At 61.2% G+C, this 25,403-nt stretch carries 17 protein-coding genes, 2 tRNA genes and 1 pseudogene; 15 read left to right on the top strand and 5 right to left on the bottom strand.

Annotated features, from left to right (window positions below; translation table 11 throughout):
• Positions 1 to 23: 23 nt before the first annotated feature.
• The gene (locus BLQ10_RS19805) at positions 24 to 1,409 is read right to left on the bottom strand and encodes a hypothetical protein (protein WP_091564717.1); all 1,386 of its coding nucleotides are present in this window, start codon (positions 1,407 to 1,409) and stop codon (positions 24 to 26) included.
• Between the two features lie 347 nt (positions 1,410 to 1,756).
• On the opposite strand from BLQ10_RS19805, the gene BLQ10_RS19800 reads away from it, so the two are divergent.
• From BLQ10_RS19800 to BLQ10_RS19770, 6 genes are all read left to right on the top strand, one after another.
• Positions 1,757 to 1,828, top strand: a tRNA-Gln gene (locus tag BLQ10_RS19800).
• Between the two features lie 129 nt (positions 1,829 to 1,957).
• Positions 1,958 to 2,030, top strand: a tRNA-Glu gene (locus BLQ10_RS19795).
• A 370-nt stretch (positions 2,031 to 2,400) separates the two neighbouring features.
• On the top strand, positions 2,401 to 4,134 hold the full coding sequence (locus tag BLQ10_RS19790) for a glycosyltransferase family 4 protein (protein WP_091564716.1): 1,734 nt from the start codon (positions 2,401 to 2,403) through the stop codon (positions 4,132 to 4,134).
• Positions 4,131 to 5,300 (top strand): glycosyltransferase, encoded by a 1,170-nt coding sequence (locus BLQ10_RS19785; protein WP_091564715.1) that lies wholly within the window; start codon positions 4,131 to 4,133, stop codon positions 5,298 to 5,300. Before BLQ10_RS19790 ends, BLQ10_RS19785 begins: the two co-directional genes overlap by 4 nt.
• Positions 5,301 to 5,388: 88 nt before the next feature.
• Positions 5,389 to 7,125, top strand: coding sequence for a heparinase II/III domain-containing protein (locus BLQ10_RS19780; RefSeq protein ID WP_091564714.1), 1,737 nt, complete (start codon positions 5,389 to 5,391; stop codon positions 7,123 to 7,125).
• Between the two features lie 1,339 nt (positions 7,126 to 8,464).
• Entirely contained in the window at positions 8,465 to 9,712 is a 1,248-nt protein-coding gene (locus tag BLQ10_RS19770; protein WP_139164295.1) for a right-handed parallel beta-helix repeat-containing protein, read from the top strand.
• Between the two features lie 136 nt (positions 9,713 to 9,848).
• On the opposite strand, the gene BLQ10_RS22195 is transcribed toward BLQ10_RS19770, so the two are convergent.
• Positions 9,849 to 10,079: a hypothetical protein gene (locus BLQ10_RS22195; protein ID WP_139164294.1), complete on the bottom strand. Its 231-nt coding sequence runs from the start codon at positions 10,077 to 10,079 to the stop codon at positions 9,849 to 9,851.
• Positions 10,080 to 10,473: 394 nt separating this feature from the next.
• Here BLQ10_RS22195 and BLQ10_RS19765 point away from each other — a divergent pair, with 394 nt between their 5' ends.
• From BLQ10_RS19765 to BLQ10_RS19740, 7 genes and pseudogenes are all read left to right on the top strand, one after another.
• Complete coding sequence (locus BLQ10_RS19765; protein WP_091564711.1) at positions 10,474 to 12,138, top strand: hypothetical protein; 1,665 nt, start codon at positions 10,474 to 10,476, stop codon at positions 12,136 to 12,138.
• A 129-nt stretch (positions 12,139 to 12,267) separates the two neighbouring features.
• Positions 12,268 to 12,441 (top strand): hypothetical protein, encoded by a 174-nt coding sequence (locus tag BLQ10_RS22580; protein WP_217635840.1) that lies wholly within the window; start codon positions 12,268 to 12,270, stop codon positions 12,439 to 12,441.
• 126 nt (positions 12,442 to 12,567) lie between these two features.
• Positions 12,568 to 13,245, top strand: coding sequence for a tyrosine-type recombinase/integrase (locus BLQ10_RS19760; RefSeq protein WP_254785686.1), 678 nt, complete (start codon positions 12,568 to 12,570; stop codon positions 13,243 to 13,245).
• A gap of 174 nt (positions 13,246 to 13,419) precedes the next feature.
• A complete protein-coding gene (locus BLQ10_RS19755; protein WP_091564710.1) occupies positions 13,420 to 13,719 on the top strand; it encodes a DUF6262 family protein in 300 nt (99 codons plus the stop codon).
• Between the two features lie 65 nt (positions 13,720 to 13,784).
• Positions 13,785 to 13,979 (top strand): annotated as a pseudogene (locus BLQ10_RS19750) (IS3 family transposase); the annotation flags it as partial.
• A gap of 763 nt (positions 13,980 to 14,742) precedes the next feature.
• Positions 14,743 to 17,571: an outer membrane protein assembly factor BamB family protein gene (locus BLQ10_RS19745; RefSeq protein ID WP_091564709.1), complete on the top strand. Its 2,829-nt coding sequence runs from the start codon at positions 14,743 to 14,745 to the stop codon at positions 17,569 to 17,571.
• Positions 17,572 to 17,996: 425 nt separating this feature from the next.
• Entirely contained in the window at positions 17,997 to 20,792 is a 2,796-nt protein-coding gene (locus BLQ10_RS19740; protein ID WP_091564708.1) for an FG-GAP-like repeat-containing protein, read from the top strand.
• Positions 20,793 to 20,831: 39 nt separating this feature from the next.
• Here the strand turns inward: BLQ10_RS19740 and BLQ10_RS19735 are convergent, their stop codons facing one another.
• Both BLQ10_RS19735 and BLQ10_RS19730 read right to left on the bottom strand, forming a co-directional pair.
• Entirely contained in the window at positions 20,832 to 21,398 is a 567-nt protein-coding gene (locus BLQ10_RS19735; RefSeq protein ID WP_091564707.1) for a DUF1697 domain-containing protein, read from the bottom strand.
• A gap of 13 nt (positions 21,399 to 21,411) precedes the next feature.
• Positions 21,412 to 22,131 (bottom strand): IclR family transcriptional regulator, encoded by a 720-nt coding sequence (locus tag BLQ10_RS19730; protein ID WP_026266447.1) that lies wholly within the window; start codon positions 22,129 to 22,131, stop codon positions 21,412 to 21,414.
• A 130-nt stretch (positions 22,132 to 22,261) separates the two neighbouring features.
• Here BLQ10_RS19730 and leuC point away from each other — a divergent pair, with 130 nt between their 5' ends.
• Entirely contained in the window at positions 22,262 to 23,716 is a 1,455-nt protein-coding gene (gene leuC, locus BLQ10_RS19725) for a 3-isopropylmalate dehydratase large subunit (protein ID WP_091564706.1), read from the top strand.
• Positions 23,717 to 23,831: 115 nt separating this feature from the next.
• Positions 23,832 to 24,434 (top strand): 3-isopropylmalate dehydratase small subunit, encoded by a 603-nt coding sequence (gene leuD / locus BLQ10_RS19720; RefSeq protein ID WP_091564705.1) that lies wholly within the window; start codon positions 23,832 to 23,834, stop codon positions 24,432 to 24,434.
• Positions 24,435 to 24,605: 171 nt separating this feature from the next.
• On the opposite strand, the gene BLQ10_RS19715 is transcribed toward leuD, so the two are convergent.
• The coding region (locus BLQ10_RS19715; RefSeq protein WP_175558703.1) for an HNH endonuclease at positions 24,606 to 25,403 on the bottom strand (798 nt) is incomplete at its 5' end.

Here is a 25,403-nt window from a genome sequence, read left to right as displayed (position 1 = left end):
TTCGCAGGAACCGGCGCCAGAAACTACCGGGGGTCGACCTGCTTCTTCCGCAACACCAGGAAGGCGCCAACGGAGCCAAGGGCCAGCACTGCGACGAGTCCGAGGGCCGTGGCGGCGTCGGACTGCCGGAGCATGCTGGTGGGCGACACCGCGGCTGCTCCGGAATACAGCGTGCCGGTGCCGTCGGCGATCCTGGCGTTGCCGTCCGCGAGCTTGTCCGCGCCCGTGGCCAGCTGTGAGGAGCCGGACGCCAGCTTGGTGTTGCCGGCCGAAAGTTCTGAGGCCCCGGAAGCCAGGGCCCTGGAGCCGCCCAGCAGGCCGGGGTTGGCCGGATCGCCGGGACTGCCCTTGATGCCGGCGTTCAGCGCCATGGTTCCGTCTGCCAGCCGCGAGCTGCCCGCAGTCATCCGGGCGGCGGCCTTGAGCAGGCCCGGGTGCTCGGGATCGCCGGGGACGCCGTCCATCCCGACACGGATTTTGGAGGTGCCGTCGGCCAGGAGCCTGGTGCCGAGCACTACGCCCGGGCTGGCGGGGTCCTGGCTGTTGAGTTTTCCGGCCAGCGTGGCGAATCCGGCCGTGAGCTTGCCCGTTCCCGCGTGCATCTGGCCCGCGCCGTCCTGCAGCCGCTGGGCACCGGCCCGCAGCTGGCTGGCGCCGGCGTCCAGCTTGTGCGCGCCCGCGGTGATCTTCGCGATCTTGTCCTTCACCACTGAAAGCGGAACGAGGCCCTGGACCGGATCATTCGCCGCGGCCTGCAGTAGTTCCATGGCTTGAGCCAGGGCCGCCGTCCCGGTCCCGGCTTCCGGATTGGCGTTGGCGCCGCGATAGCCCTTGAGCTGGTCGGTGCCGCCTGCCAGTGCTACGGTTCCCGCGGCCAGTTGGGCGGCGCCACCGTCCAGCTGGGTGGCGCCGTCTGCGAGGTTGTTCTCGGCGTTGCCCGCCGGCGTCGGAGTCAGCGCGGCGGACAGCTGCACGGCCCCCGCCGCGAGCTTCTGCGCACCGTCGTCGACTTTGTAGACGCCTGGGGCAAGCTTGCTGTTGACATCGGTTTCGATCTTGACGGCGCCTTGGGCCAATTCCCCGGCGCCTGCCTGGAGCTTGTCCGCTCCGGGTGCCAGCTGGCTGTTGATGCCCGAGTAGATCTTTTCCGCCCCGACGGAAAGTTTGCCGGCGCCGGTATCGGCCAGGCCAGCGCCGTTGGCGAGTTTCCCGGCGCCGTCCTCCAGTTGGCCGGCTCCGGCGGAAGCCTGGGCGGCCCCGTCCTTGAGCTTCGCTGAACCGTCAGTGATGCGGCCTGTCACGAGGGTATAGAACCCCAGCAGGGCAATGAGCAGCAGCGCCAGGGTAGCGATGGCGAATTGCTGCGCTCGGGTCCGGGTCTTGCTGGCGGCGGCACGACTCTGTGGCACAGGTGATTCCTCTCGACGTTCTCGCCGGCAGCGGCTCCGCCGCCGGCCACCCAAGGTGATGTGATGCAGCTAACATCGGAAAATGATCGCAAAGCTGCCCGCAGCGGAGTGGGGGAGGGGTGGTTACTCGTTGGTAACTTATCGAGCGTAAACGTGTTTCCGCTGGATTGGCAAGGGCTGGCCCGGGGTTTGCGGCCGCCGAGGTGGCACTGGGGCCGCCCGTGCAGCTCGATCCCGGCACTGCCGGCCCGATTTGTGGAAGTGAAAACTCTCGGGTAAAGTAATTACTCGTGCTGAGGCGCCGGGAGCGAAGGTTTAGGCCTAAACATCCGGACCGAAAGTGCCATTGGGATATGGTGTAATTGGCAACACTACGGTTTCTGGTACCGTCATTCTAGGTTCGAGTCCTGGTATCCCAGCTCTGAAAGTCCGCGGCGTTCCGCGGCTGATCAGGGGTTTCGGGTCGGTTAGCCGATTTGAAACACTTGCTGAGTGTATGAAATAATCGCTTAGCGTGAACGGCAGAAGTGCTGTTCTGGAGAGTACGCGGCCCCATCGTATAGCGGCCTAGTACGCTGCCCTCTCACGGCGGTAACGCGGGTTCGAATCCCGCTGGGGTCACAGATAGAACGGCCCCGGGCACTAGCCCGGGGTCGTTTTTCGTTGGGCGGAATACGAGAAGGTGACACTCGCAGTTCGAAGTGGGGCGTTGAGTAGCCGGCGGCAATAGACTACTTCTTGATCGAGTGGAGCGCATCGTGACCGCAGACCAACCTGTAGCAGTCCTGCATGCGATTGTGTGTCTCGGCACCTTGTCGGGCAAGATTGGGCAGGGGTCAGTGACCGTTCCAGGATGAAGGCTGGTTTTTGCCCGGAATGGATGCATAAGAATCGCGTCTTGACGCCTGTGTAGCCACTCGTACGTTCGCCTCGTCGGCAGGAATCCCGCGTACCCCGCACACAATAGTCGGAAGGCTGATGGAACCATCAAATGAACACTCACTCTCGGATCATTTCAGACTCGGAGATGTTGGAAGTCGCGATGGAGGAGCTCGACAAGGCTCACGCTGACATTTCAAGGCTTTTGAGGCTCCATAAGTCCAATGTTGCAGCAATCTCGGCACTTCCGGATTCGAAAGCCGCGGGTTCCTCGCAAGACACGAAGATAGTGCAGTTGACTTCACGGTTCGGTGGGCTGAACGCGTTGACGCACTACATGGCGGAGAAAAACTACGATAGGGCTTTCGTTTGGGCGACGGCGCTAAGGAAAAGGCTAAAGGAAAACGCCTCCTTCGTACGTGCACTGAGGGATCTCCAAGGCAAGAGGGGTGAAATCAGCGACGCACTTTTGCTCACTTATGAATCGGCACGGTTGGATCGAAACGTCGACCCGAGAGGAGTTCGAAGGCTTGAGGGAAGATTGCGAGAGATCTCCGGATGGACGCCATCCATCCCTGGTCGCCGTATTCCGATCGAGGATCCCGTCGCGGGGCGGATTTTACATCTCGTCAAAGAAAGTCGGCCATATCTTTCGAATGGATTCACGTCCCGCAGCCATAGTAATTTCTTAGCCGAGGCCAAGGCAGGGCTCGAGCCCATCGTTGTCACGGAACCCGGTTTCCCGCGAATACTCAACAGCGGCCCGTTCGGAACGACTCAGGACGTCGACGGCATTCGGCACGTCCGGCTTGACGTTGGCGACATTGACTACGCGGGCATGCCAGTTGACGAATTCCTGCAAATGTTTGCTCAACTCGCCTATGAGGAAGTCCTTAAGTACCGCCCGTCGGTCATACACGCTAGCTCTGGCCGTAGAGGCTACGACACGGCGCTCGTCGGTCTGGCTCTCCAAGAGAAGACCGGGCTGCCCTTGGTCTACGAGGTTCGTTCATTCTTCGAAGGAAATTGGACGGGCGACTTGGAGTGGGAGTCTCAAGGGGAAACATTTTCCCGCCGTATGTGGGTCGAAGAGATGTGTATGCACCGTGCTGATCGCGTGCTAACCATTGGCGAAGCAATGAAGGACGAACTGATTAGCCGCGGCATACCAGCTGACAAGATTGGTATTATCCCTAATGCAGTCGATACTGAAGCTTTTACTCCTCGGGAACGTTCGAATGAGCTGGCCAATCATCACGGGATTGATAGCCATCCCACTTTCGGATATGTCTCCAATATGGACCACTATCGGGAGTCTCAAGAGACCCTTATCCAAGCATGTCGACTCCTCAAAGACGCCGGTTCTGAGGCTCGGTGCGTTTTAGTTGGAGGGGGCCCTCGGAAGGACTCGCTTGTGCAACTGGCGGCTGACTTGGGTGTCTCGGACCGCGTCATATTCACTGGATCTGTGGACCACAAAGCCATACCCGACTACTACTCGCTAATCGACATCTTCGTAGTGCCACGAATCCCCGAGCGCGCAGCCACCTATGTGACTCCCTTAAAGCCCTTTGAGGCCATGGCTCTATGCAAACCCATTGTCACTAGTGATTTGCCCGCTCTGGTCGAAATCGTCGATCCACCATTGCGAGGAACTACGTTCGCCGCGGGCCAGGCAAGCGCGTTGGCAGGATTGCTTCTTGATCTGTTTGAAGACCCTGACGAGTGCAGGCGCATGGCGTCTGCGGGCCTCGAATGGGTGAGGACTTCTAGGACCTGGGACAGTAACGGTGAACGCTACGTCGACGAATTTGCAGGATTGTTCGAAGGGGCTCCAATCAAGTGAAGATTGAATACCGAAGTTTCACTGCGAGTCCGCAGTCCCCGGCGTCCGAACTGCTCGCCGCCTATTCTTCCCTCGCAAACGGTGAGGAAAAACCGCATTTGTTGGGCTACACTCCTGTAGCTCGTATGAATCCCTATCAGGCGCTGCTCTATCGGCATTTCGGCGGACACGGCATAGCCGTAGCACCGATTCTGAAACCTGAGAAATTTCGTGGTCTCTTGGATTTCCGAAGGATGGCTTCCACCACTTCGCTACATCTTCACTGGAACTCTTGGATGACGCTGGGAGCCGCCGAGGAGGAACGTGCGCGTACTGTTGGAATCGGAATGGCGGCTCGGCTGGAACAACTACGAGACAACGGCGTGAACGTAATCTGGACAGTTCACAATGTCTATCCGCATGACGCTGTTCACGTCGACGTCGAGCTTGAAATCCAGCAGCGTATTGCCGACGCAGCCAATATCGTGCACGTAATGTCAGCCAGCACCGTCGACGCCATGGACGGTTACGTCAAACTAGACCGCGAGAAAATTCTTGTAGCCCCGCACCCGAGCTACAAGGGCGCGTATGTTGACGTCATAACCAGGGAAGAAGCCCGAGCGATGCTGGGCCTGGGCCCAGACGAGGTCGTGTTTCTTCTATTTGGCGCGTTGAAGTCCTATAAAGGGCTGGATCGGCTTCTCGACGCCGTGGACATCATGGCTGCCGCCTCTCCTGAATTTCGCTTTCGGGTCCTCGTCGCGGGGAGTGCGGATGACAGCTCCGCTGTCAGGGAATTCATAAATCGTGCCCTTGTTAATTCAAGCATCTTGATAGAGAGCAACAAGATCCCGAATGACAGGGCGCAGTACTTCCTGCGAGCGGCCGACGTGGGACTCGTGAACTATGAGCGCACGCTCAATAGCGGTGCCGCTCTCCTCTACGGTACCTTTGACCTTCCGGTGGTTGCGGCCGATACTCCGACTTTTCGCGAGGGACTCGACGCCGGCTCTACCGTGTTCGTGGAGGACGATTCGGCCGACGCCTTCGCCCGGGCTATGGTCGCCTCGGTGGGTCTGATTGGCAATGAGTCCGTCAAACGGTCACTTGCGACGCATATGGAACGGCTTGCCCCAGCCGTAGTTAGCAGCGAATTTGCGCGAAACCTGCTAACGCGTATTCAGTAATCTGGCGTCTGCTGGATGGCCGGTAGCCGGCAGCAGACATTTGTTCGCCCGACCATAACCGGTACTAGAGGATTTGCAATTCAAAACTATGAAAGACATATCTGATCTCAGCGGACAGCTTTTTGAAACGTATGCGACGGCCGCGAGCAAGAAAGTTTCCGGAAGTATCCACCTTGAGCAGTTGCTCGATGGCATGCTTACGTTGCCCCCTCATGCGGCCCAGAGAGTCGGTCCTGATTTTTCATGGTCCGCCGATCCACTGGACGACGCTAACTGGAGATTTCAGTATCATACGCTCCTGTGGTTGGACAACCTGAGGGAGTACAGTTCGGAAATCGATTCCGAATTGGGTATCGCGCTATACGAGCGTGTTTTGAAAGACTGGATTGAAAAGAATTCCGTCGATACCCCAGAGTCTGACTACGCCTGGTTCGACATGGCCGTTGGAGTCAGAGCCATCGTCTTGATACAAGCTTTGACTGTATTTGGGCCCGCGGATTGGCTTGTTAACAGTCTTGTAGTTCATGGGGAACACCTCGCGGATGCCGCAAATTATGAAGGGAAAGGGAACCACAGCCTGCACCAAGATATGGGGCTGATTGTGGTTGCCCAGTTTCTCGAACGAAATGACTGGCTTGAATTAGCGACTCAGCGAATCTTGTCCATGTTCAAGCAAGCCATCGATGATCAAGGCGTCTCCAGAGAAGGTTCCATCGATTATCAATACAGAAACTATCGGTGGTACGAGGAAGCGGCAAGGAGGCTGAAGGCCGCTGGAGTGGCTCTACCTGTAGCCATTGAATCCGTCTTGGATCGGATGCCGACCTTCATGGCCCACGCTACGTCGCCGTCGACTCACTATGCGCTGATTGGAGATACTCTTCTCCATCGGGCCCCGATAGTAAGCGGAACTCCGACGGAATGGGTCAAGAATAAGAGCAATGCGCCCGAGGAGCGCGTCGCACTTTACGAAGCCGGCTATCTGTTCGCGCGAAGTAGCTGGGACACATGGCACGAGACGCCCGCAACGAGTTATCTAACTTTACGGTTCGGACCGGGGCGATCCACCGCGGTCCATGGTCACGAAGATGCTGGCTCGATAACGTTCGATGCACACGGCGAGAGGCTACTGTGCGACTCAGGCTTATATGCATATGAAGCAGGAGCGGAGCGGCTGTTCTTCCGGGGACGTAGCTCCCACAATGTCGTTGACGTTCCCGGACGGGCATACTACCCCAGTGCAGAGTCGCCCATGATTGCGCATCGGATAAGCGAAGATCACGTCATGGCCACGGTGCAAGTTCGCGGGCTGAAGGGGATCGTTTGGCATCGAACGCTACTCCACTCGCTGAAGCGCGGCTATATCCTGGTTGATGACCGTATAAGCGGCGCCGAGGACTCCCCAACGCTGCAGCGCTGGCAGTTGCCCCCCGGCGCCGTGACCGAAGCAAATCCCGCGGCCGGGACCTGCAGCGTGCGGACGGATCGGGGCAACACAATGCTGTTCACGGCGCTCGGGAACAACCCTCGAGTCAACTTGGCATATGGCCAAACAGAACCGATGTCAGGGTGGCGTAGTGATGATTATCGGAACATGTATGAGACGCCGGAAATTACTTTTGAACTTCGAGGCCCGTCCGTCCGATTCAGCACTCTGATCCAAACAACAAGTAGCACCGATTTGAATTGGATAGTTTGCTCCGCTGTGGAGCGAACTAGCAAGCTACTGCGCCTTTCGATGGCGGGACATGGTTGGGCAGAGGATGTATCGCTGTCCAGCGAGGGCTATACTGTCACGCCGACGTCATCTATTCAGACAGCGTGAGCCTTCTCGGTCGAATTCGCCATCGTAATCGCTGAGCTCTCGGTGGTTCGTGATCATTTCCGCTCCACGGCGGATGTTGCAGGCCACTGTTCTGGCGGCGCTTCTGGGCATAATGCGGAGCGTGTTGTTCCTGCTACCGACGAATCCCCTACCAGCACGTTTTAGAAGCTTAATGGCCGTACTGTTCTTTTCCACCTTCGCCGTCGTTGCTTCGGTGACGATGAGAAGTTCGATTTCCTTCCACCAGCACTCGGGCGGCTAGGCGCGCTGAGGCGTCCGGAGCTGCCAAGGCAATAGGGCCTGTTCGTCTCTAAGCGTGGTTGGGTGATTTCTCCCGGTACGGGCGGTGGCCTCCGGCGGCGAGTAGGGTCCTGATTCCGTAGTTCTGGAAGTTGCGGAAGCCGCGGGCAATCCGGCCCTTCAAAATTGATCTGTGAGGGTCCGGAGGTCTGGCCCGAAGCACGGCATGGCGTCCGATCTGGCTCCCCGGGCAGAATATGTCCCGGGGCTGTCGGTCTGGCCCACGGCCCTTCTGACACCGGCCGCGTGCGGCCCGTTGTCTTCAATGCGACCTGCCGACCGGCCCGCCTCACGTTACGAGGCGTGACCGGGCCGGCCGCCATGTCCTGATAGGAGTCTGACCAACGTCCCGACCGGGGTGGCCATCGCCGGTGCGACCATCACAACGTACAAATTGACCGCTGCCGACCTCGGGAAGACCATCACCGTCAAAACTACTGCCCGCAAGGTCGGCTACAACGTCGCGGCCAACACCAGCCGCCCAACGGCCCCTGTAGCGAGAAACGTCCTGACCGCGCCCAGGCCAGTCATTACCGGCACCGCTGCCGTGGGCCGAACCCTGACCGCGAACCCGTCACCAGATAGGACGCGGGGCCGTCGCCAGCCGACCGGGGCGGGGGTTGAACGTCGACTTCGTTTTCCAGCGGCCCAACGGCGAAGGGGCCTGGCGGCCGCTCACTGCCGAGCTGTTGGAGGATGGCAGTCTGGACCGGAAGCCGTGGATCTCGAGATCCTCGCCCACAAAACTCCCTGCTTGACGCTGGCCTACCGTCCACGTGGTGCAAGCCCGTCTAGGGCACGAGGATTCACATCCACCCTGCGCATTTACGCACGCCTGACGAAAGCCTCAGGCGCCGCGGCGGCCGATGCGCCTGGCTAGGCCGCCTACATGGGATGGTTGAAGAAGGCACTTGCCGCTGGTCGCACTGGCGGACTAATCAAGCCAAATTCCGGGGTTTCCCTCGGGTGCATTCCTGACGATACTTATGGGACGGGCTGGGCGCGTATTCGTGAATTCTCTTTGCGGATTGGAGTCGCCGTGGCCGCCAAATCATCGACGCGAGGGGTAAGGGGTGCAGCCGTCGTCCTGACCGCGTGTCTGGGCCTGCTCCTTACCGGATGTCAGCCGCTTGAGAAAACAGAGCCCGGTCCGCCGGAGTTCCGGAACGACGGGACTCGGACAGCGTTGAGCGCTGAGTTCGCCCAGAAGCTCAGCATCGGAGAGTTGGCCCTGCCCTCAAGAAACGCCGTCGCCCTGAACCCGAAGCTCGCGCCTTTCAACGCTAAGGGCGACGGGGTAACTGACGACACCATTGCCGTCCAGATGTGGCTCAATGCAGGCGGCATTCGACTCGCAAACGGTACATACCGCATCGTTAAGGGCCTCACCCTGGCGGGCAACGATAGGCACTTCTACACCGCAAACGCGAAAATCCTTGCTGACGGGCCGAACATCACCGCGCTCACTGTGACAGGTAAGAAGGCCGACATCCGCGCCTACATCGACGGCAACAACAGGGCAGCCTTCGGACTGAAAGTTACCGGCGCAGCGGCCGCGGTCGAGAACGGCCGATATGAGAACTTCCGGTCAGCAACACAATCTGCTCGCGCAATCGACGCCACCACCACCGGCGGCATCATTGTTCGCAACAATGTTGTCCGCAATGTCGTCAGTGTCGGGGACAAGACGAGAGGTAACGGCCCCGGGTTCTCCCGAGGCATCGGACTCAACGCTCGCACCGCAGCAACCGCCAATTCAGTCATCTCCGGCAACCGCATCGAGAACATTACTGGCGAGGAAGGCGATGCAATCCATGTGCTCTTCTATGACGGCACGTACCCATTCAAATCGGGCAAGGTGTCAATTAGCGATAACCAGATCCGTAACGTCTCCCGACGCTTCATCAAGGTTCAGGCATCGAACGTCGTCGTCGAGCGAAACACCCTCAACTTCGATCTGGCGAGGCCCCCGGCAAACCCCGGCCCGGCAATCGACATCATCCGGTCCGAATACGCAAACGTCATCGGCAACAAAATAAACCCCAACCTGATCGGCACCGGCATCACCGTGAGCGGCGTCTCCGCGACACGCCTTCGCGGCATCGACATACGCGACAACATCTTGCGGCAGAAGGACGCGAAAACCGCGGTCAACATCCACGTGATGTGGGCTACGTCCCCGAAGGTTCGGAACAACCGAATCTATGGCGGCGGTGCAGGAGTCCTGATCCGGTCGTCAACCAACGCACTCGTTCAGGGAAATATCCGCTACCCCGGCATTCGCTGACTCCCGACTAAGACTAGGCAGGAAGGATCCGGGGAGCCGGCTGCCTCTGCGGATCGCGCGCAGCTTCGCGGGCAGCGGCGGTATTCTTCGATGTCCCGTTTGCAATCGGTGACGCGGCCGACGTTGCCGGCGGGGATCATACCAAGTGCTTGTGGTCGCCGTCATCGCCCCAGGCCACGAACACATAGGAGTGGTTCCAGCGTTCGGCGACCGCGTAGACGTCCCCCGTGGCGCCGCCGGCCAACGGCACGCTCGCCATGACCTTCGGGTAATTCCCGTACTCCCATGATCGAGTCTCGTCCGCTGGGTGCCCGGGATCCGGTCGTAGGTACTCATAAGTGGACCCGTCGAGAGCGAACGATGCCATGGCCACTTCGTATCTGGACGCCGGAAGGGCCCCGGAATGACTCGACGGCTCAGGGCCAGCAGCCGGCCACGCACTGTTCGCATTTGAATGCTATACATAGGCCATGAGAATTACGTGGCCCTTTGGGGAGGGCTTCGTCCGGTTGGACTGTCCCCACCTGTTCGTCGGAGTCTGTTCCGGATGCCGCACCGGCCTCGATAGATCGGTGGCCCAGACCCCTCCGAGCCAAAAGAACTCTAGCTGGACACGAAACGCCCCCACCCTCCCGAGGGAAGATGGGGGCGGCAGGGCTACTTCGTCGTGATCGTCAGGTATCCGCCTGAACTAAGCTGATACACAAAGCTGCTTTCCGGACGCGTGAAGTGTCCCTACGTGCGCCCATGGAGGCCCCTCGATGACACCGCCAATTCGGATACACGACGCGCTCTACGTCCCACACCTGCGTTGCTTGTATTACTTCGGTGCTACGCCGCGGATCGCAGACCCCTCTAGCCTCACTGTCCAGTTCAAGAAGGACGGGCGCGTTCTCAGTAAAACGCAAAGCGGTGTCCACCCGGTGACCCCAGGTCTTGATGGCCTGCTGCACTCGGATGTTGTGTTCCTTGAAAGCGGGCTCTTCTACGGGGCCGTCCTCGACGTCGACGGCGATTACGTCGACGAAGTCACGGCTGGCTTCAGCGGCTCCACGCTCGTGCGGCGTCGAGAGGTCCGTGTTCAAGAGTGGCGACCGGAACATGTTGAACTATCCGCCGTGGTAGCTTCAGAGCTGGATGCCTCCGCTGTCGATGCGCTCACGCGCGCCAGCCAATTGCGCATTCTGGCCCTCTCGGCCCTCGTGTGGATGAAGCGGAACCCGTCGAAGCTCGGTTCCATTGATGACCTGCGAGCCTCTCAGGTCGGCGAGGCATTCCGAAAGAGCGTAATGAAGAGCCTTTCCATCCCGCTCCTCACAGCCAAGGTCCCCGCCACACACACTGAACAGGACTCGGCCTATAGCAAGCGCTTTGATCTCCTCGGGGATGCTCTGGAGCACAACCAATCCAGCCGGTCCGTTTGCCTTGCTGATATTGCGCTGAATGGCGAGCGGAGCTGGTCGAACACCAATCTGGGCCACAACCACTTCGGGCGGCAAGAGATCGCGGAGGCTGACGGCTTCTACCTCCAGGCTGCGCGGCTGCTGCAAAGACATGGCCAGCGCAACATCCACTACAACAACGGAGTCTTCACATGGAGGTCGCACGCCTTCAGCAAAGCGATTGAGGGCCTGCACGACAGCCCAAAAAGCATCACGCTGCCGGACCTAGACCCATCTCTCGATCGCGCTTCCCTGGTGCACCTTCTCGGGTGTGACGATTCTTATTTCAAGAAGTACGGCAATATGTGCATCTACTCGTCGCTTCGGTCAGGGCCGGCGCATGTCATCGTGCACGTCCACGTCTGTAACCCCTCGGGCGACACGCTCACGATTCTGGAAGGCTGGGCAAACCGGGAGGACGTGATGGTCCGATTCAGCTTCGAATACCGCGATGAATCGCTCACTAGCGTTCCCTACTACACGACGCTGCGGTTCCTCGTCGCCCCGGCAATAATGCGGCACTACAACAAGCCGCTCGTTATCAGTGACGTGGATATGGTTGTCAACCAGCCATGGGCGGACACACTCGAAGCCATCGGGGAAGCTGACGCCGGCTATATTTCCGGCTCAACCGATGAATGGATCACTGAACACTACGGTCCCGGCACACGACCGTGGGACGTTGCAGCCGGAACCATGTACTTCTCGAACAGCGACCTCGGCCGACGGTTCCTGGGCTACGTGGCTTCCTACATACGCACAGTCTTGACGTTCCCTAAACAGACCGAGTGGTACCTCAACTGGGGCGTTGACCAAGTGGCCCTACGGAAGGGCGTTGACATCGTCCTGCACCCGAACGCGGCGAAGGTCCGCAACCTCCGCACCGTGCGCATGCTGAGGGGGCCCTTGATGCACATGGGCGGCAAGGCGGAGTTGGCTCGTGAACCTGCTCCTGGGCCATGGGAAGAACTCGGCCTGTCCTGACGTCCGGCTATCCGGTGGAGGAACCAGATACCTCCACCGGAGTATTCGCAAAGGTCTGATAAGAAACCTGTTTGAACTGGCCACCGAACACTTACAACTTGTAGGGCCCAACCATTTATTTGGATCAGTTTGGACTCCGTCGCTGCCCTCGATCGACGCAAGGAAATCGAGCCTTATCTGAGCAGCATGGTCGATGCCGTCAACACCAAAAACGGTGAGAGCATCACCGTGGCCGACCGGTCCCGGCGGGTGCTCGCGCTGATGGGGTTCCTGACCGACATCACCGAGTGGGACTGGCCCTAAGCGCCACGGCGCAAGCTTCTCTTCCGCGAGGACATCCCCAGGCTCCCGCAAACGCTGCCTCGTTACCTGCCCGTTGACGTCGACCGGCGCCTCACCCAGGCCCTGACCGATTCCCCGGGAAACGAATTGGCCGCGGCCGCCCTGCGCCTGCAACGTTCCTGCGGGCTGCGTATCGGAGAACTGCTCGACCTTGAACTGGACTGCGTCCACGAAGTCTCCGGCCACGGCAGTTGGCTGAAGGTCCCCCTCGGCAAACTGGACACCGAGCGGATGGTCCCCCTCGATGCAGAGATCCTGGAGCTGATCGACCACATAACCCACACCAGATCGCACGGACGGCCGCTGCCACACCCGCGTTACCGACGCCCGGCCCAGTTCCTGTTCACTGACCACGGACGGCGGCTCGGGCAACAAACCGTCCGCGTCGAACTCGACCGCGCCGCCGGTCTCGCCAGGCTCGAACACATCACCCCGCACCAGCTACGGCATACCTACGCCACCGCCTTGGTCAACGCCGGTGTCTCGCTGCAGGCCTTGATGGCGCTGCCCGGTCACATGTCCGCAGAGATGAGCCTGCGCTACGGACGGCTTTTCGACGATACCGTGCGCACAGAGTACGAACGGGCCCTTGATCTGGCCAAACAACAGGCACTCACACCCGCGACCGGCAGGACCAGCCTGCCGCTGAGAGACATCACCGGCGGAAAGGACTGGAAGGACACCGCTGCTGAAGTCCCGCATGGCCGGAGGGTTCTGCCTACGGGCACCCGCCCAGGGCGCCTGCGCCTATGCAAATATTTGTGAGCACGGCCCCGGCTTCCACGCTGAGCCCAGTTCACTGCCGATCCTTGCCGCACAAAGAGTTGATGCCGACGCACTCGCACGCGACGCCGAACAACGAGGCTGGATCGCCGAAGCCGAACGACACAAACAGCTCATCAGACGACTCAACAGACTGATCAACGAGGCCACCGCGGGATGACGAACACGAGCACCCCCAACCGCGTCGAGCGCGCCTGCACCGAGCTCCTCCGGAAAGGACAGGCAGTGACTTTCGCCGCCGTTGCCGCCCACACAGGCCTGGGCCGCACCACCCTCTACCGGGACCCCATGATCCGAGCCACCATCGAGGAGAACCGCCACCGCGCAGCCGCCAGCGGCACCCTCAACGGCCTCACCGAAGAGATCGCCACCCTCCCCACCGCACTCGACATCCTCGCCACAAGCGTGCGGCGCCACGAAGAACAACTCCAGAAACTGACCAGCCGAAGCAGCTAGATCCTTAACCGGCCAATCCCCGGCATTCCGGGCTATTAGCCGGATAATGCTGGTACAAGATCGTTGCCGAATCGTTCTTCTCAGCCCTGAAAAACGAGCGTGTGTATTGGACCGTTTACGCGACTAAATCACAAGCCCGGAGCGACGTCATTCGCTACATCGAGGGGCTTTAGAACAACCGGCGCCGTCACTCCGCGCTCGGTTACCGTCGGCCCAACGAAATCCACTATTGTTATCAACGGCCAGCCTTGGCAGCGTAGAAGAATCCACTAATTCCGCTGCCCGAAATGACCGCAGCAGCTTAGTACCGGCCGTCGGGCCAGTGTCCCGCTCGTGGTGGAGGGTCTCGTCCAGCCGGCTGCCACGCATTGGGACCACACGGATATTGCTGTTTGGGACTGCGGATGCGACACCGGATCGGGCACCTGACGCTTTCAGGCCGATATCTGTGGCGCCGTCCACTAGGGCCACGACCAGCTGGCGGCCATCTCGTCCACTGCGGGAGTCAGACGGAGTGTCGACGCCGTTCAACATTGTGTAGGGCTGGTGCCGCTGACTTGCATCGGTGGATTCGGCATACCGCGCTGGCTGTTCGTCTTATGTCCCAGATGTGACGCTGGTCGGGGGGCTGGCCACCGCAGACCGTCATTATCGCCGGCGGGGTGCCCCTTCAGGATTGTCCTGGGCGCGCCCTGGCGCCGTTCATGACTGCTTCGGATCGGGGCCGGGGAGGCGCCCCAGAGCTGCTCACTTCGTTGTCGCCGCCGTGGCGGAGTTCGGGGTGACCCGGACGGCGTCGTTCATTTTCGGGCCGGAAGCCGACCTCGCACGTCGAGGTGCCGGCGCGGACTCTTCCGAAGCGGAACCGTCGCTACCCTCGATGGGTTTTCGCATTGCTTGCTGTCATGTGATGTAAGCGAGGCGGAAGCGGGAAGAGAACGTCTAAAGGATTTCCCAAGCCCCTCGCGTTAGCTTCGTTAAGGAAACAACCGGTAGTTCCTTAACGAGGACGGACTATCCGTGATGTATCCACCCAGCGTAGTAGGGCGCCGCAGCTTTCTATCCCTGGCCGCGGCCGTCGGGGCGGGCGCGGCACTATCGGTCGGAAACAACACAACCACCGCAAGCGTTCCGGCCAACTCGCTGGACGCGATCAATGGCACGGAAGTTCCGCTGTCTATAGTCGGCACTGAGCCTTCAGCGGTCCTGCGCCGTTATGCAAATGTTTTTAGGAGCGGACCGAATCCCACCGCACTCTTCTTCCGGAACAGAGCCGGCGCCCTCAAGCTCGTGGCCGCCTGCCGTGGACTGGCGGGACAAGTTCAAGTCATCGATGCGTCCACCGGGAAACTTGAGCTCTCCTCAACCCCCTTCCCGGGAGCAGGAGGGGGTGCTGTCCGGGTTGTGTATGAGCCGTCGACAGGGGCATTGTTCGCCTTTGGCCCCTCGGCAATGGCTAAACGTGTGAGCCTGGCGGGACTGGTATCCGACGCTTACGGCGGCGCACCAGGTACCACCAGTGTTGCCTTTGCTCCGGCGGTCGATTCGAAGGGCAGGATCTGGAGCGGAAACTATCCGCTTGGGAGCGCAACCCGGTTCGACCCGTCCACGCGACAGACGATCCATACGCCTCGCGTGCATGCGGGGGTACAGTATGTTCGATGCCTGGCCATCGATACCAGGGACAACGTCTATGCGGGGACCGGCGTGCTGAATCCTCGAATCGTGACGTGGCACACGGACAGCCCAATGAAATTGCGTGAAATCGCGATCCCGGGTGCTGCCGCGAAAGGCTTTGTATTTCACATTGCGGCCCATCCGGGCGTTCTCTTCGTGCACTACGAAGGTGCAGGCAGCAAAGAATTATTCCGAGTGTACGACTTAGAAACCGCGACTTGGAAAACACTGCCGTGGACTTGGTCGCCCGCGATGCGCCTCTCCGCGGCGTTGCCCGCCGGCGGCGACATCTATGCCATCCGGAACACGGCCGGCGTCTTCGAATTGATCCGAATCGACGCCAGAAGCATGGCGGCCGAGGCCGTGTGCGTCGTTCCAGGTGCTCCCCGTGCCATGAGCATCGAAATGTCGAGCGGAGACACAATATTAAACGTTCTGTGCGGGGTGGGGCAGCAACACGACTACGTGAAGGTCTCAGTTACAGGGAAAAGAATTGTCCAGACCGTCCACTTTGGCCTGGCCGACACGCCGCTTAGAGTGCAGGCGCTCGCAGCTTCCGCATCCGGGACCACCATGTATCTGGGCGCATACATGGGTGACGGGATCGCATCGGTGGACCTGGTGTCGCGGGCAACCTGGCGTTCTGCTACCGATACCGGAATTGCCCAAATCGAGGGGATGTACCACTACGACGACTCAACTATTTACGTGGGGTCGTACACTCGAGGGCGTCTCTTCAGGTTCAATCCGCGAACTAGGAGCGTCATAAGGCTCATAGAACTACGCGATGTACATTTGCAGTCCCGTCCGTTTGCCTGGACCCAAGCCGCCGGCAAAGTGGTCGCGGGCACCGTCGCAGAGTACGGGTATAACACCGGCGCCATGGCAATAATCAATCCCCTGAATAATTCCGATATCACTGTGATCAGCGGCCCCATCCCGGGTCAGTCGGTCCTGGGCCTTGTAGGGGAAGGTGACATCGTCTATGGGACTACCGGGATCAAGGGTGGCTACGGTTCGGTGGACGACACCAAGCCAGCGCACGTTTTTGCCTGGAATGTCCGGCAGAATCGCCTCGTTTGGAAGAAGCCACTGCCGGGGGAAGTTGAGCTAAACAGCCCGCTCGTGGTTCGCGGCATCTTGTACGTGAGCACAAATAACGGTGTCATCAGGCTTAACAAGGCTACTGGAAGCCTTGTCTTCACTTACAAGCTCCTGAACAGGAGTCCTGCTCCTGGCTACAAGACGAGTGAGATCACTTATCTTCCTCAATGCAATTCCATCGTGCACTTCAGCGGAGGGACGGCAACCGTTCTCGACATGGAGTCGCGGACCCGGAAGGAGATACTGCGGGGCACCTATTCGGACATGGTGGCTACAAGCAGGGGCAGGCTGTATTTCGTGGAGGACGGCACAAACATCGTCGAGATCGATGCAGTCCAGAAGCCAACCATCCACACTGCCGCCGACCTCGTCACTGTCGGGGCCGATGGCTGGCTATACGTTGCACGGTCAGTTGGAAGCGGAAAATATGCAAAGCCTATCCGCGCTGCATCAGGCTTCGGTTCTCTTGTCCGCTCATGCCATGCGGTGGACTGGAACGGAGACGGGGTTCTTGACGTGCTAACTAGTAACGATGACGGGACCCTTCATCTGCACCGAGGACTGCGCGAAGGCGGCTTCGCCGTCCCGACACGGCTAGCGGCGAGCGGCTGGCACAACCGACAACTGGCAGTCGGTATCTGGGGGGCGGAACTGACCGTTGTCTCCGCGGACAACAGCAGCGGGCAACTGCTTGCGTGGCCAGTATTGGCGTCGGGGGCAGTCGGGAAACCGGTGTCAATCGGCTCAGGCTGGAGAAACAAGCAAATGGTGATGCTTGTACCATCAAGGACCCTGGCATCCGCCTTAATCGTGAACGAAAACGGTTCCCTATACCGTTACTCCAGAGGTGCGGGCGGAAAAATTTCGACGGCGCCCGTACGTTTGAGCGCGGGTGGATTCTCGTATATGACTGCATTCTCGCCCATAGTCGGGCACAAAACAGACCACAACGGCATTGCGGGGATCGATGCATCGGGCGCGGTCAAATATACCGATGTCGCGCCCAACTCGGTGGGAATACCCCTTAGCTACGCTTTTGGGATGAAGTCTTACAAGTTTGCCAGCGGCTAGGGAGCCATACACGAGTTGGGTCGCCCTACTGTCTCGCCTCGTCGTCGTGGACTTTGGTAGTGGGGCACAAGTTTCGAGTCGTGGTGTAGGCCTTGTGTCTGGGCAACCACGGAGAGCCCTCCTTCCCCATGTGCTGCTGGAGCAGCTGCCCACTAGCTGACTGCGGAAACTTCTGCGGAAAACCTTGGACAAAGTAGCTGTCATCTGCCGAATTTCAGCGCGGGAGCGGTGATACGTTTTGCTGAATGAAGTGCGTCCAAATCAGGGACCGATAGGTCAACCAGAAATTTACTCTCAAAACAGATTTCATGGCCTCTAAATGGGAATCCATTGGGTGAAGCTATTGGTGAACCGGGCCCCAACGAAGACAGGCAATATTAGTGACACAGCTCCCTAAAATCATCGGGCGAAGAAGCGTATTGTCCATGGCCGTTAGTTTGGGGGCCGGGGTGGTGCTGTCCTCCGCCACCACCACAGCTGCCATGGCCGCCACTCCGGCGACTGCGCCTGCCAATTCCTTGGAGTCATTGAACGGCACTGACGTTGTGTTGACCACCGTAGGCACCGAGCCGTCGGCCGTGGTGAACCGGTATAAGAATGTCTTCAGCAGCGTCCCGGATCCAAGCGCCGTCTTCTTCCGCAACAAGGTGGGCGTCCTCAAGCTGGCTGCCGGCTGCCACGGGCTTGTCGAGCAGGTGCAGGTCTTCGATGTTGCCACCGGGAAACGGGAGATGTCAGCCACTCCCTTCCCCGAGGGCGGAGGAGGCGCGGGCAACGTCAGTTACGAGCCCGTCTCGAACTCCATTCTTGCTTTCGGCGCCACGGTCAAAAAGGTTAGCCTGACGGGGACGGTGACGAATGGCTTCGCTGCGGCGGCCGGCACGACAAACGTTTCTTTTGCCCGGGCAACCGATTCGAAGAACAGGGTTTGGTGCGGCAACTATCCCGCGGGTAGCGCCACCCGTTTCGATCCTGCAACGGGCGCAACCATCCACACACCGCGGGTGCACGCCGACGCGCAGTATGTCCGCAGCCTGGCTGTCGACGCCCGCGACAACGTCTATGCCGGAACCGGCGCTCAGAATCCGCGCATCGTCACCTGGCACACCGACAGTCCAACGATATTGCGGGAAATCGCGCTTCCGAGTGCAGTGGCGAAGGGCTTTGTCCGTAGCATCTCAGCGCACTCCGGTTGGCTCTTCGTCTACTTCGACGGCGCCGACGGCACCCTGACGTTCAAGGCCTACGACATAGCGGCCGGGGCGTGGAAGACGCTTCCTTGGGCTTGGGCACCGGCTGGCCGTGTCTCTGCAGGGTTGGGCGCCAGTGGCGACATCTATGCCGTTTGGAACACGGTGGGAACGCACAAACTGATGAAGATCAATCCCAAGACCATGGCCGCGGAAACCGTCTGCCTGGTCCCTGACACTCCCCGTGCACTGAACGTGGAAACCATCAATGGAGCCACGTCGGTGAATCTCCTCTGTGGGGACGGAAAAAACAACAAGTACGTCAAGGTCTCAGTTGCCGGAAAAGTGATCACCCAGACGGTACCCATTGCGTTTGCCACAAGTCCTTTCCAGATTCAGACGCTGCTGCCGGCCGCGTCCGGGACCGTCATGTATTTGGGCGCATTTATGGGAGACGGTATTGGATCCGTGGACCTTGGCACGCGGGCAACATGGCGCTCGCCCACTGAAACAGGCATCGCCCAAATCGAGGGAATGTTCCAGTACGACGCGACAAGTATCTACGTGGGTTCATACGGTGGCGGCCGACTGTTCAGATTCAATCCCCAGACCAAGAGCGTAACCAGCCTCATCGAGCTCTGTGAGAAGTACCTGCAGTCCCGGCCGTTCGCCTGGGCACGCGCGGGTGGCCGGGTGGTCGCTGGAACCGTTGCGGAGTACGGTCACAACACGGGTGCCCTTGTGAGCATCAACCCCCTGAACAATTCTGATATCAGCGTGGTCAGTGGACCAGTACTGGGACAATCCGTCCTCGGCCTTGTTGGCGAGGGCGACATCGTCTACGGCACTACCGGAATTAAGGGCGGTTACGGATCTGCTAACGACACTAAGCCGGCGCATGTGTTTGCCTGGAATGCCCGGCTGAAGCAGCTCGTTTGGAAGCGGGCGCTGACCGGCGAAGTCGAGGTCAACAGCCCGATTTTGGTTTCCGGCGTCCTTTACGTCAGCACCAATAACGGTGTGATCCGGCTGAATAAGTCCAGTGGCAGCGTGGTGTCTGCATACAAGCTCCTTAACCGCGCCGCTCCTGCCGGCTATAAGACGAGCAGCATCAGTTACCTCCCCAGCGTGAGATCGATTTTGCATGAGGCCGGCGGGACCGTGACGGTTTTGGACATGGAGTCGCGGACCAAGAAAGAAATCCTGCGCGGAAGCTATTCAAACATGGTGGTTTCGAGCAAGGGAAAGCTGTATCTGGCTGAGAATGGCACGGATGTCGTTGAGGTCAGTACTGTGCAAAAGCCGTCAATCCGCTCAGCGGCAGATCTCGTCACCGTCGGAACCGACGGTTGGCTTTATGTGGCGCGGTCCCTCGGAGGCGGGAAGTTTGCGCCGCCGATGCGGGCCGACTCAGGCTTTGGTACGTATGTCCGATCCTGCCATGTCGCGGACTGGAACGGTGACGGCATTCTTGATGTGATTACCAGCCACGGTGACGGGACGCTGCAGGTGCACAAGGGCCTGCCGGAGGGCGGGTTCGCTCCCGGCATCGTCGTGGGAGTCAGCGGCTGGCTGGACCGGAAGATGGCGATCGGCAAGTGGGGTTCGACCCTGTCTGTGGTGGCGTCAGAGAACATCAGTGGAGCGCTTCAGGCTTGGCCTGTTCTGTCGACGGGGAAGCTGGGGACGCCGGTCGCGATCGGCTCAGGGTGGAAACGCAAGCAGATGGTCATGCTGGTACCTTCGCGTTCGACAGCTGCCGCCTTGATTGTGAACGACAACGGATCCCTCTACCGCTACGCCCGGACATCGACCGGAAAGGTCTCAACGACGCCCGTACGACTGAGCACGGGAGGATACACCGGTATGACTGCGTTCTCGCCGGTCATTGGTCACAGGACCGGATTCAACGGAGTAGTGGGCATTGATTTGGCGGGTGGGGTCAAATATGGGGACGTAGCGTCATCTTCGGTGGGTACGCCCGTCAGTTATCCGTTCCTCATGAAGGGCTACAAGTTCGCCAGTAGCTAGTATCTGGGTGAGCGGTTTGACTGGCTGCAAGAGGGTACCTCAGCCATTGCTTCCGTCATCGCTAAAGCCTGAGCTCCGGAGCGCCGTGTCGCGGACCTTGATCATGGTGCGCAGGTTGCGGGTGGTGGTGGCGGCCTTGTACTTCGCCTTCGAGGAGAGCTTGCTGAACGGGCTGTCCAGGGTTCCGCCGGCGGGCGCGAGCCAGGCCAGGGCTTCCGGGCCCAGCCGGGTGAGCTCGGACCCGTCCAGGGCGCTGCCTGCCTCGAAGAGTTCCGAGAGCACCGCCTCGTCGGAAGCGAGCGTCAGGTACGTATGGGTGGACGCGTCGTCGGCCGGGTAGGGGCAGGCGTCGACCAGTGCTGCCACGCGGCCCGCGGTCAGCACCACGACCCAGGCGTCGTAGCCGAAGGTTTCCCTCAGGCACGCCTCGAAATCGTTTTTGATGCCAATAGGATCCAGCTCGCTGGCCAGCACGACGTTGCCGCTGGCCAGCAGGGTCTTGACACCCGAAAACGGCCGCGACTTCAGTGCGCTCTTGAGATCGGCCATCTTGATATTGATGCCGCCCACGTTGATGCCCCGCAGGAACACCGCATAGCTATTCATGGGCACAGCATACTCAGTCGTTGGTCTTGCGCAGCGCCTCCGTCAGGACACGCCCGGCGTTGCAGACCACCTCAGCGTGCAACCGCCCCGGCTGGCGGGTCAGGCGCTCAATCGGGCCGGAGATGGACACGGCGGCAATCACGCGGCCGGACGGCCCACGGACCGGGGCCGAAACGGAGGCGACCCCCGGCTCGCGTTCACCCAGGCTCTGTCCCCAGCCCCGGCGTCGAACTCCCGCCAGGACAGTCGGGGTGAAGCGGGCGGACTGGAGGCCCTCCAGGAGACGGTCGTGGTCCTCCCACGCCAGCAGCACCTGGGCGGCGGAGCCGGCCTTCATCGACAGTTGGGTGCCCACGGGGATCGTGTCGCGCAGGCCGATGGGACGTTCGGCGGAGGCCACGCAGACGCGCCAGTCGCCCTGGCGGCGGAAGATCTGGGCGCTCTCGCCGGTGGCGTCGCGCAGCTGCATGAGCACGGGGCCGGCGGAGGCGATGAGGCGGTCCTCGCCGGCAGCCGAGGCCAGTTCCACCAGGCGGCTCCCGAGCACGAAGCGGCCCTGGATGTCGCGGCTCACGAGCCTGTGGTGCACCAGGGCGAGAGCCAGCCGGTGAACGGTGGGCCGGGCCAGCCCTGTGGCCGCCACCAGCTGCGCCAGGGTGGTGGGGCCGGCCTCAAGTGCGTCAAGCACATGGGCCGCTTTATCGATGACACCGACTCCACTAGAATTGTCCATGTAATGATATTGCCGTCTCATTATCTGAGATGCAAGTCAACGCGCTGGCGTATTACTTGGCTGTGCTGGTTCAGTGGAAGCAATAGTCCGCAGGAACGCACATTACTTACCGCAGTGAAGGGAGCAGGCCGTGGCAAAGACACTGGCCGAGAAAGTCTGGGACGCGCACGTAGTGCGCAAGGGGGACGGCGAAGGAGCCAACGCCCAGCCGGATCTCCTTTTCATCGACCTCCATCTGGTGCACGAGGTGACGTCGCCGCAGGCATTTGAAGGCCTCCGCCTCGCCGGCCGCAAGCTGCGCCGGCCGGACCTCACGATCGCCACCGAGGACCACAACACTCCCACGCTGGACATCGACAAGCCAATTGCCGATCTCACCAGCCGCACCCAGATCCAGACCCTGCGCAACAACTGCCAGGAGTTCGGCGTCCGGCTGCACTCACTCGGCGACGCCGAGCAGGGAATCGTCCACGTGGTGGGCCCCCAGCTGGGCCTCACCCAGCCCGGCATGACCGTGGTCTGCGGCGACTCGCACACGTCAACGCACGGCGCCTTCGGGGCGCTCGCCATGGGCATCGGCACCTCCGAGGTGGAGCACGTCATGGCCACCCAGACGCTGTCCCTGAAGCCGTTCAAGACCATGGCCATCAATGTCGAAGGCACTCTGCGCCCGGGCGTGAGCGCCAAGGACATCATCTTGGCCGTTATCGCCAAGATCGGCACCGGCGGCGGGCAGGGCTACGTGCTCGAGTACCGCGGCTCCGCCATCCGTGCGCTGTCGATGGAAGCCCGGATGACCATCTGCAACATGTCCATCGAGGCCGGCGCCCGCGCCGGGCTGGTGGCTCCGGACCAGACCACCTACGACTACATGTACGGCCGCCCGCATGCGCCCGAGGGCGACGAATGGGATGCCGCCGTCGAATACTGGAACACGCTGAGCACCGACGACGGCGCGGCGTTCGACGTCGAGGTGGACCTCGACACCGACACCCTGGAGCCGTTCGTGACGTGGGGAACCAACCCGGGCCAGGGGGTGTCGCTGTCCGCCAAGGTGCCATCGCCGGATGACTTCGGCGATGAAAACGCCAAGGCCGCCGCCGAACGCGCCCTGCAGTACATGGGGCTCGAAGCCGGCACCCCGATGAAAGACATCCGGGTGGACACGGTGTTCCTGGGCTCCTGCACGAACTCCCGGATGGAGGACCTCCGGGCCGCCGCTGACATCGTCCGTGGCCGGACCAAGGACCCGGCTGTACGCATGCTGGTGGTGCCCGGCTCCGCCCGCGTTCGGCTCGAGGCTGAAGCCGAAGGCCTGGACAAGGTCTTCAAGGACTTCGGGGCCGAGTGGCGCTTTGCCGGCTGCTCCATGTGCCTGGGCATGAACCCGGACCAGCTGGAAGAGGGGGAGCGCTGCGCCTCGACGTCCAACCGCAACTTCGAGGGGCGTCAAGGCAAGGGTGGCCGCACCCACCTCGTCTCGCCGGTAGTCGCGGCGGCGACGGCGGTCCGCGGCACCCTGAGCTCGCCGTCGGATCTGGACCCCGTTCCGGAGTCGGCGGCGGTCCGAGTCGACGCCGCGTAGTTTCTGCCACGTAGCCTCCGGCCGCACTCCGCCCGGATCTCAAGCCTGGCTCAGGCCCGATCCACATAGCCCCGATCCGCACAGCCCCGATCCATACAGTCCCGAAGGATCCGCAATGGAAAAGTTCACCACCCACACCGGCATCGGTGTCCCGCTGCGCCAGAGCAACGTCGACACGGACCAGATCATCCCCGCCGTGTACCTCAAGCGCATCACCCGCACAGGCTTTGAGGACGCGCTCTTCGCCGCGTGGCGCAAAGACCCGGCCTTCATCCTGAACCAGGCGCCATTCAATGCCGGATCCGTTCTGGTGGCCGGGCCCGACTTCGGCACCGGCTCGTCCCGCGAGCACGCCGTCTGGGCGTTGAAGGACTACGGCTTCAAGACCGTGCTGTCCTCGCGCTTCGCGGACATCTTCCGCGGCAACTCCGGCAAGCAGGGCCTGCTCGCCGCCGAGGTCGCCCAGGACGACATCGAGCTCATCTGGAAAGAGCTCGAGAACGCACCCGGCACCGAGGTTACGGTGGATCTGGTCTCCAAGACCGTGCAATGCGGCAACATCGTGGCGCCGTTCGAGATTGACGACTACACGCGCTGGCGCCTCCTGGAAGGCCTGGACGACATCGGGCTGACCCTTCAGCACGAAGAAGACATCACGGCGTACGAGGCCACCCGGCCCTCCTTCAAGCCCAAGACGCTGCCCGCCCGGTTGTCCTGAAGATTGTGGCCCTGAGGGTCTAGCCACGGGGTTCTGGACTTCGGGAAACCGCCTGGCGATAACGTGCCGCCGTCGAGTTGTAAGACTCGACGGCGGCATTCGTGTTTTCGTCTCGGGCCTGTGTTTGTAGGCTCGGCTGGTCCGGCACTCTCCAACCGCACCTGTCAGGGCCTATGCCACCTCCACTGGAAGGCGCTTGCCGCTCTTGAGGGTCTTCGCACGGTGGCGGAGCTGGCGTCGGTGCCGGGATCCCGGCCAATCCGTTCCAAACGCATGTGGGTCAAGAGGGGTTGGTCCGGAAACCGGATCCCCCGTGGGCAGATGGCCCTTGGAAGCTGCTCCTGACAACAGCGTTCCCGGGAGGGGTGGCGCGGTGGAGTGGTAGGTGTGGCCGGTGGGGGTGGTGAGTTCGATGGTGTGCCGTGGTCCTGGGCGTGGGATGGCGGTCCAGCCGGGGGTTTCCTTGGTGTAGTTGCAGGCTTCGCAGAGTCCTGCGCCGTTGCTCTGGCTGGTGCTCCCGCCGCCGTGTCGCGGCACGATGTGGTCCAGGTGGCGGATGGGGGCGTCGCAGTAGGGGGTGCGGCAGGTGTCGTCGCGGGCCTGGATGAAACGGCGCAGGCCGGCGGGGAAGATCCGGGCGCGGGAGTCCATGGCGACGAGGTCGCCGGCGGCGGGGTGGGTGTAGAGCCGGCGGAGCCAGACGCCGAACGCGGCATCGTCCGGGGCCATGCCCGGCGGGGCTGTTCCGTGGCGGGCAGCGGGGCTTCCCTTGCTGGCACCGTTGACCTCGGGTCCGTCCGGGCCGGTACCGCGTCCGGTGGTGTTTGTGGTTCCGGGTGCCGTGCCGGTGGTGAGGAGGGTTCTCGCCCAGGCTGCGGGGACGATGCCGTAGCCGGGGATCCGGGCGGGTTCGCTGTCGCCCTGGAACAGGGTGCGGTCGGTCATGATGACCTGGAGTTCGATGCCGGT

Source organism: Arthrobacter sp. ok362 (assembly GCF_900102785.1).
Taxonomy (GTDB): Bacteria; Actinomycetota; Actinomycetes; order Actinomycetales; family Micrococcaceae; genus Arthrobacter.
This window is presented reverse-complemented; position numbering and strand designations above follow the sequence as displayed.

Coding starts and splice junctions, on each gene's coding strand:
- BLQ10_RS19780 (WP_091564714.1), top strand. CDS start 5,389: ATGAAAGACATATCTGATCTCAGCGGACAGCTTTTTGAAACGTATGCG.
- BLQ10_RS22195 (WP_139164294.1), bottom strand. CDS start 10,079: ATGGCATCGTTCGCTCTCGACGGGTCCACTTATGAGTACCTACGACCG.
- BLQ10_RS19745 (WP_091564709.1), top strand. CDS start 14,743: ATGTATCCACCCAGCGTAGTAGGGCGCCGCAGCTTTCTATCCCTGGCC.
- BLQ10_RS19730 (WP_026266447.1), bottom strand. CDS start 22,131: ATGGACAATTCTAGTGGAGTCGGTGTCATCGATAAAGCGGCCCATGTG.
- BLQ10_RS19740 (WP_091564708.1), top strand. CDS start 17,997: ATGGCCGTTAGTTTGGGGGCCGGGGTGGTGCTGTCCTCCGCCACCACC.
- BLQ10_RS19755 (WP_091564710.1), top strand. CDS start 13,420: ATGACGAACACGAGCACCCCCAACCGCGTCGAGCGCGCCTGCACCGAG.
- BLQ10_RS19765 (WP_091564711.1), top strand. CDS start 10,474: ATGACACCGCCAATTCGGATACACGACGCGCTCTACGTCCCACACCTG.
- BLQ10_RS19790 (WP_091564716.1), top strand. CDS start 2,401: ATGAACACTCACTCTCGGATCATTTCAGACTCGGAGATGTTGGAAGTC.
- leuD (WP_091564705.1), top strand. CDS start 23,832: ATGGAAAAGTTCACCACCCACACCGGCATCGGTGTCCCGCTGCGCCAG.
- BLQ10_RS19735 (WP_091564707.1), bottom strand. CDS start 21,398: ATGAATAGCTATGCGGTGTTCCTGCGGGGCATCAACGTGGGCGGCATC.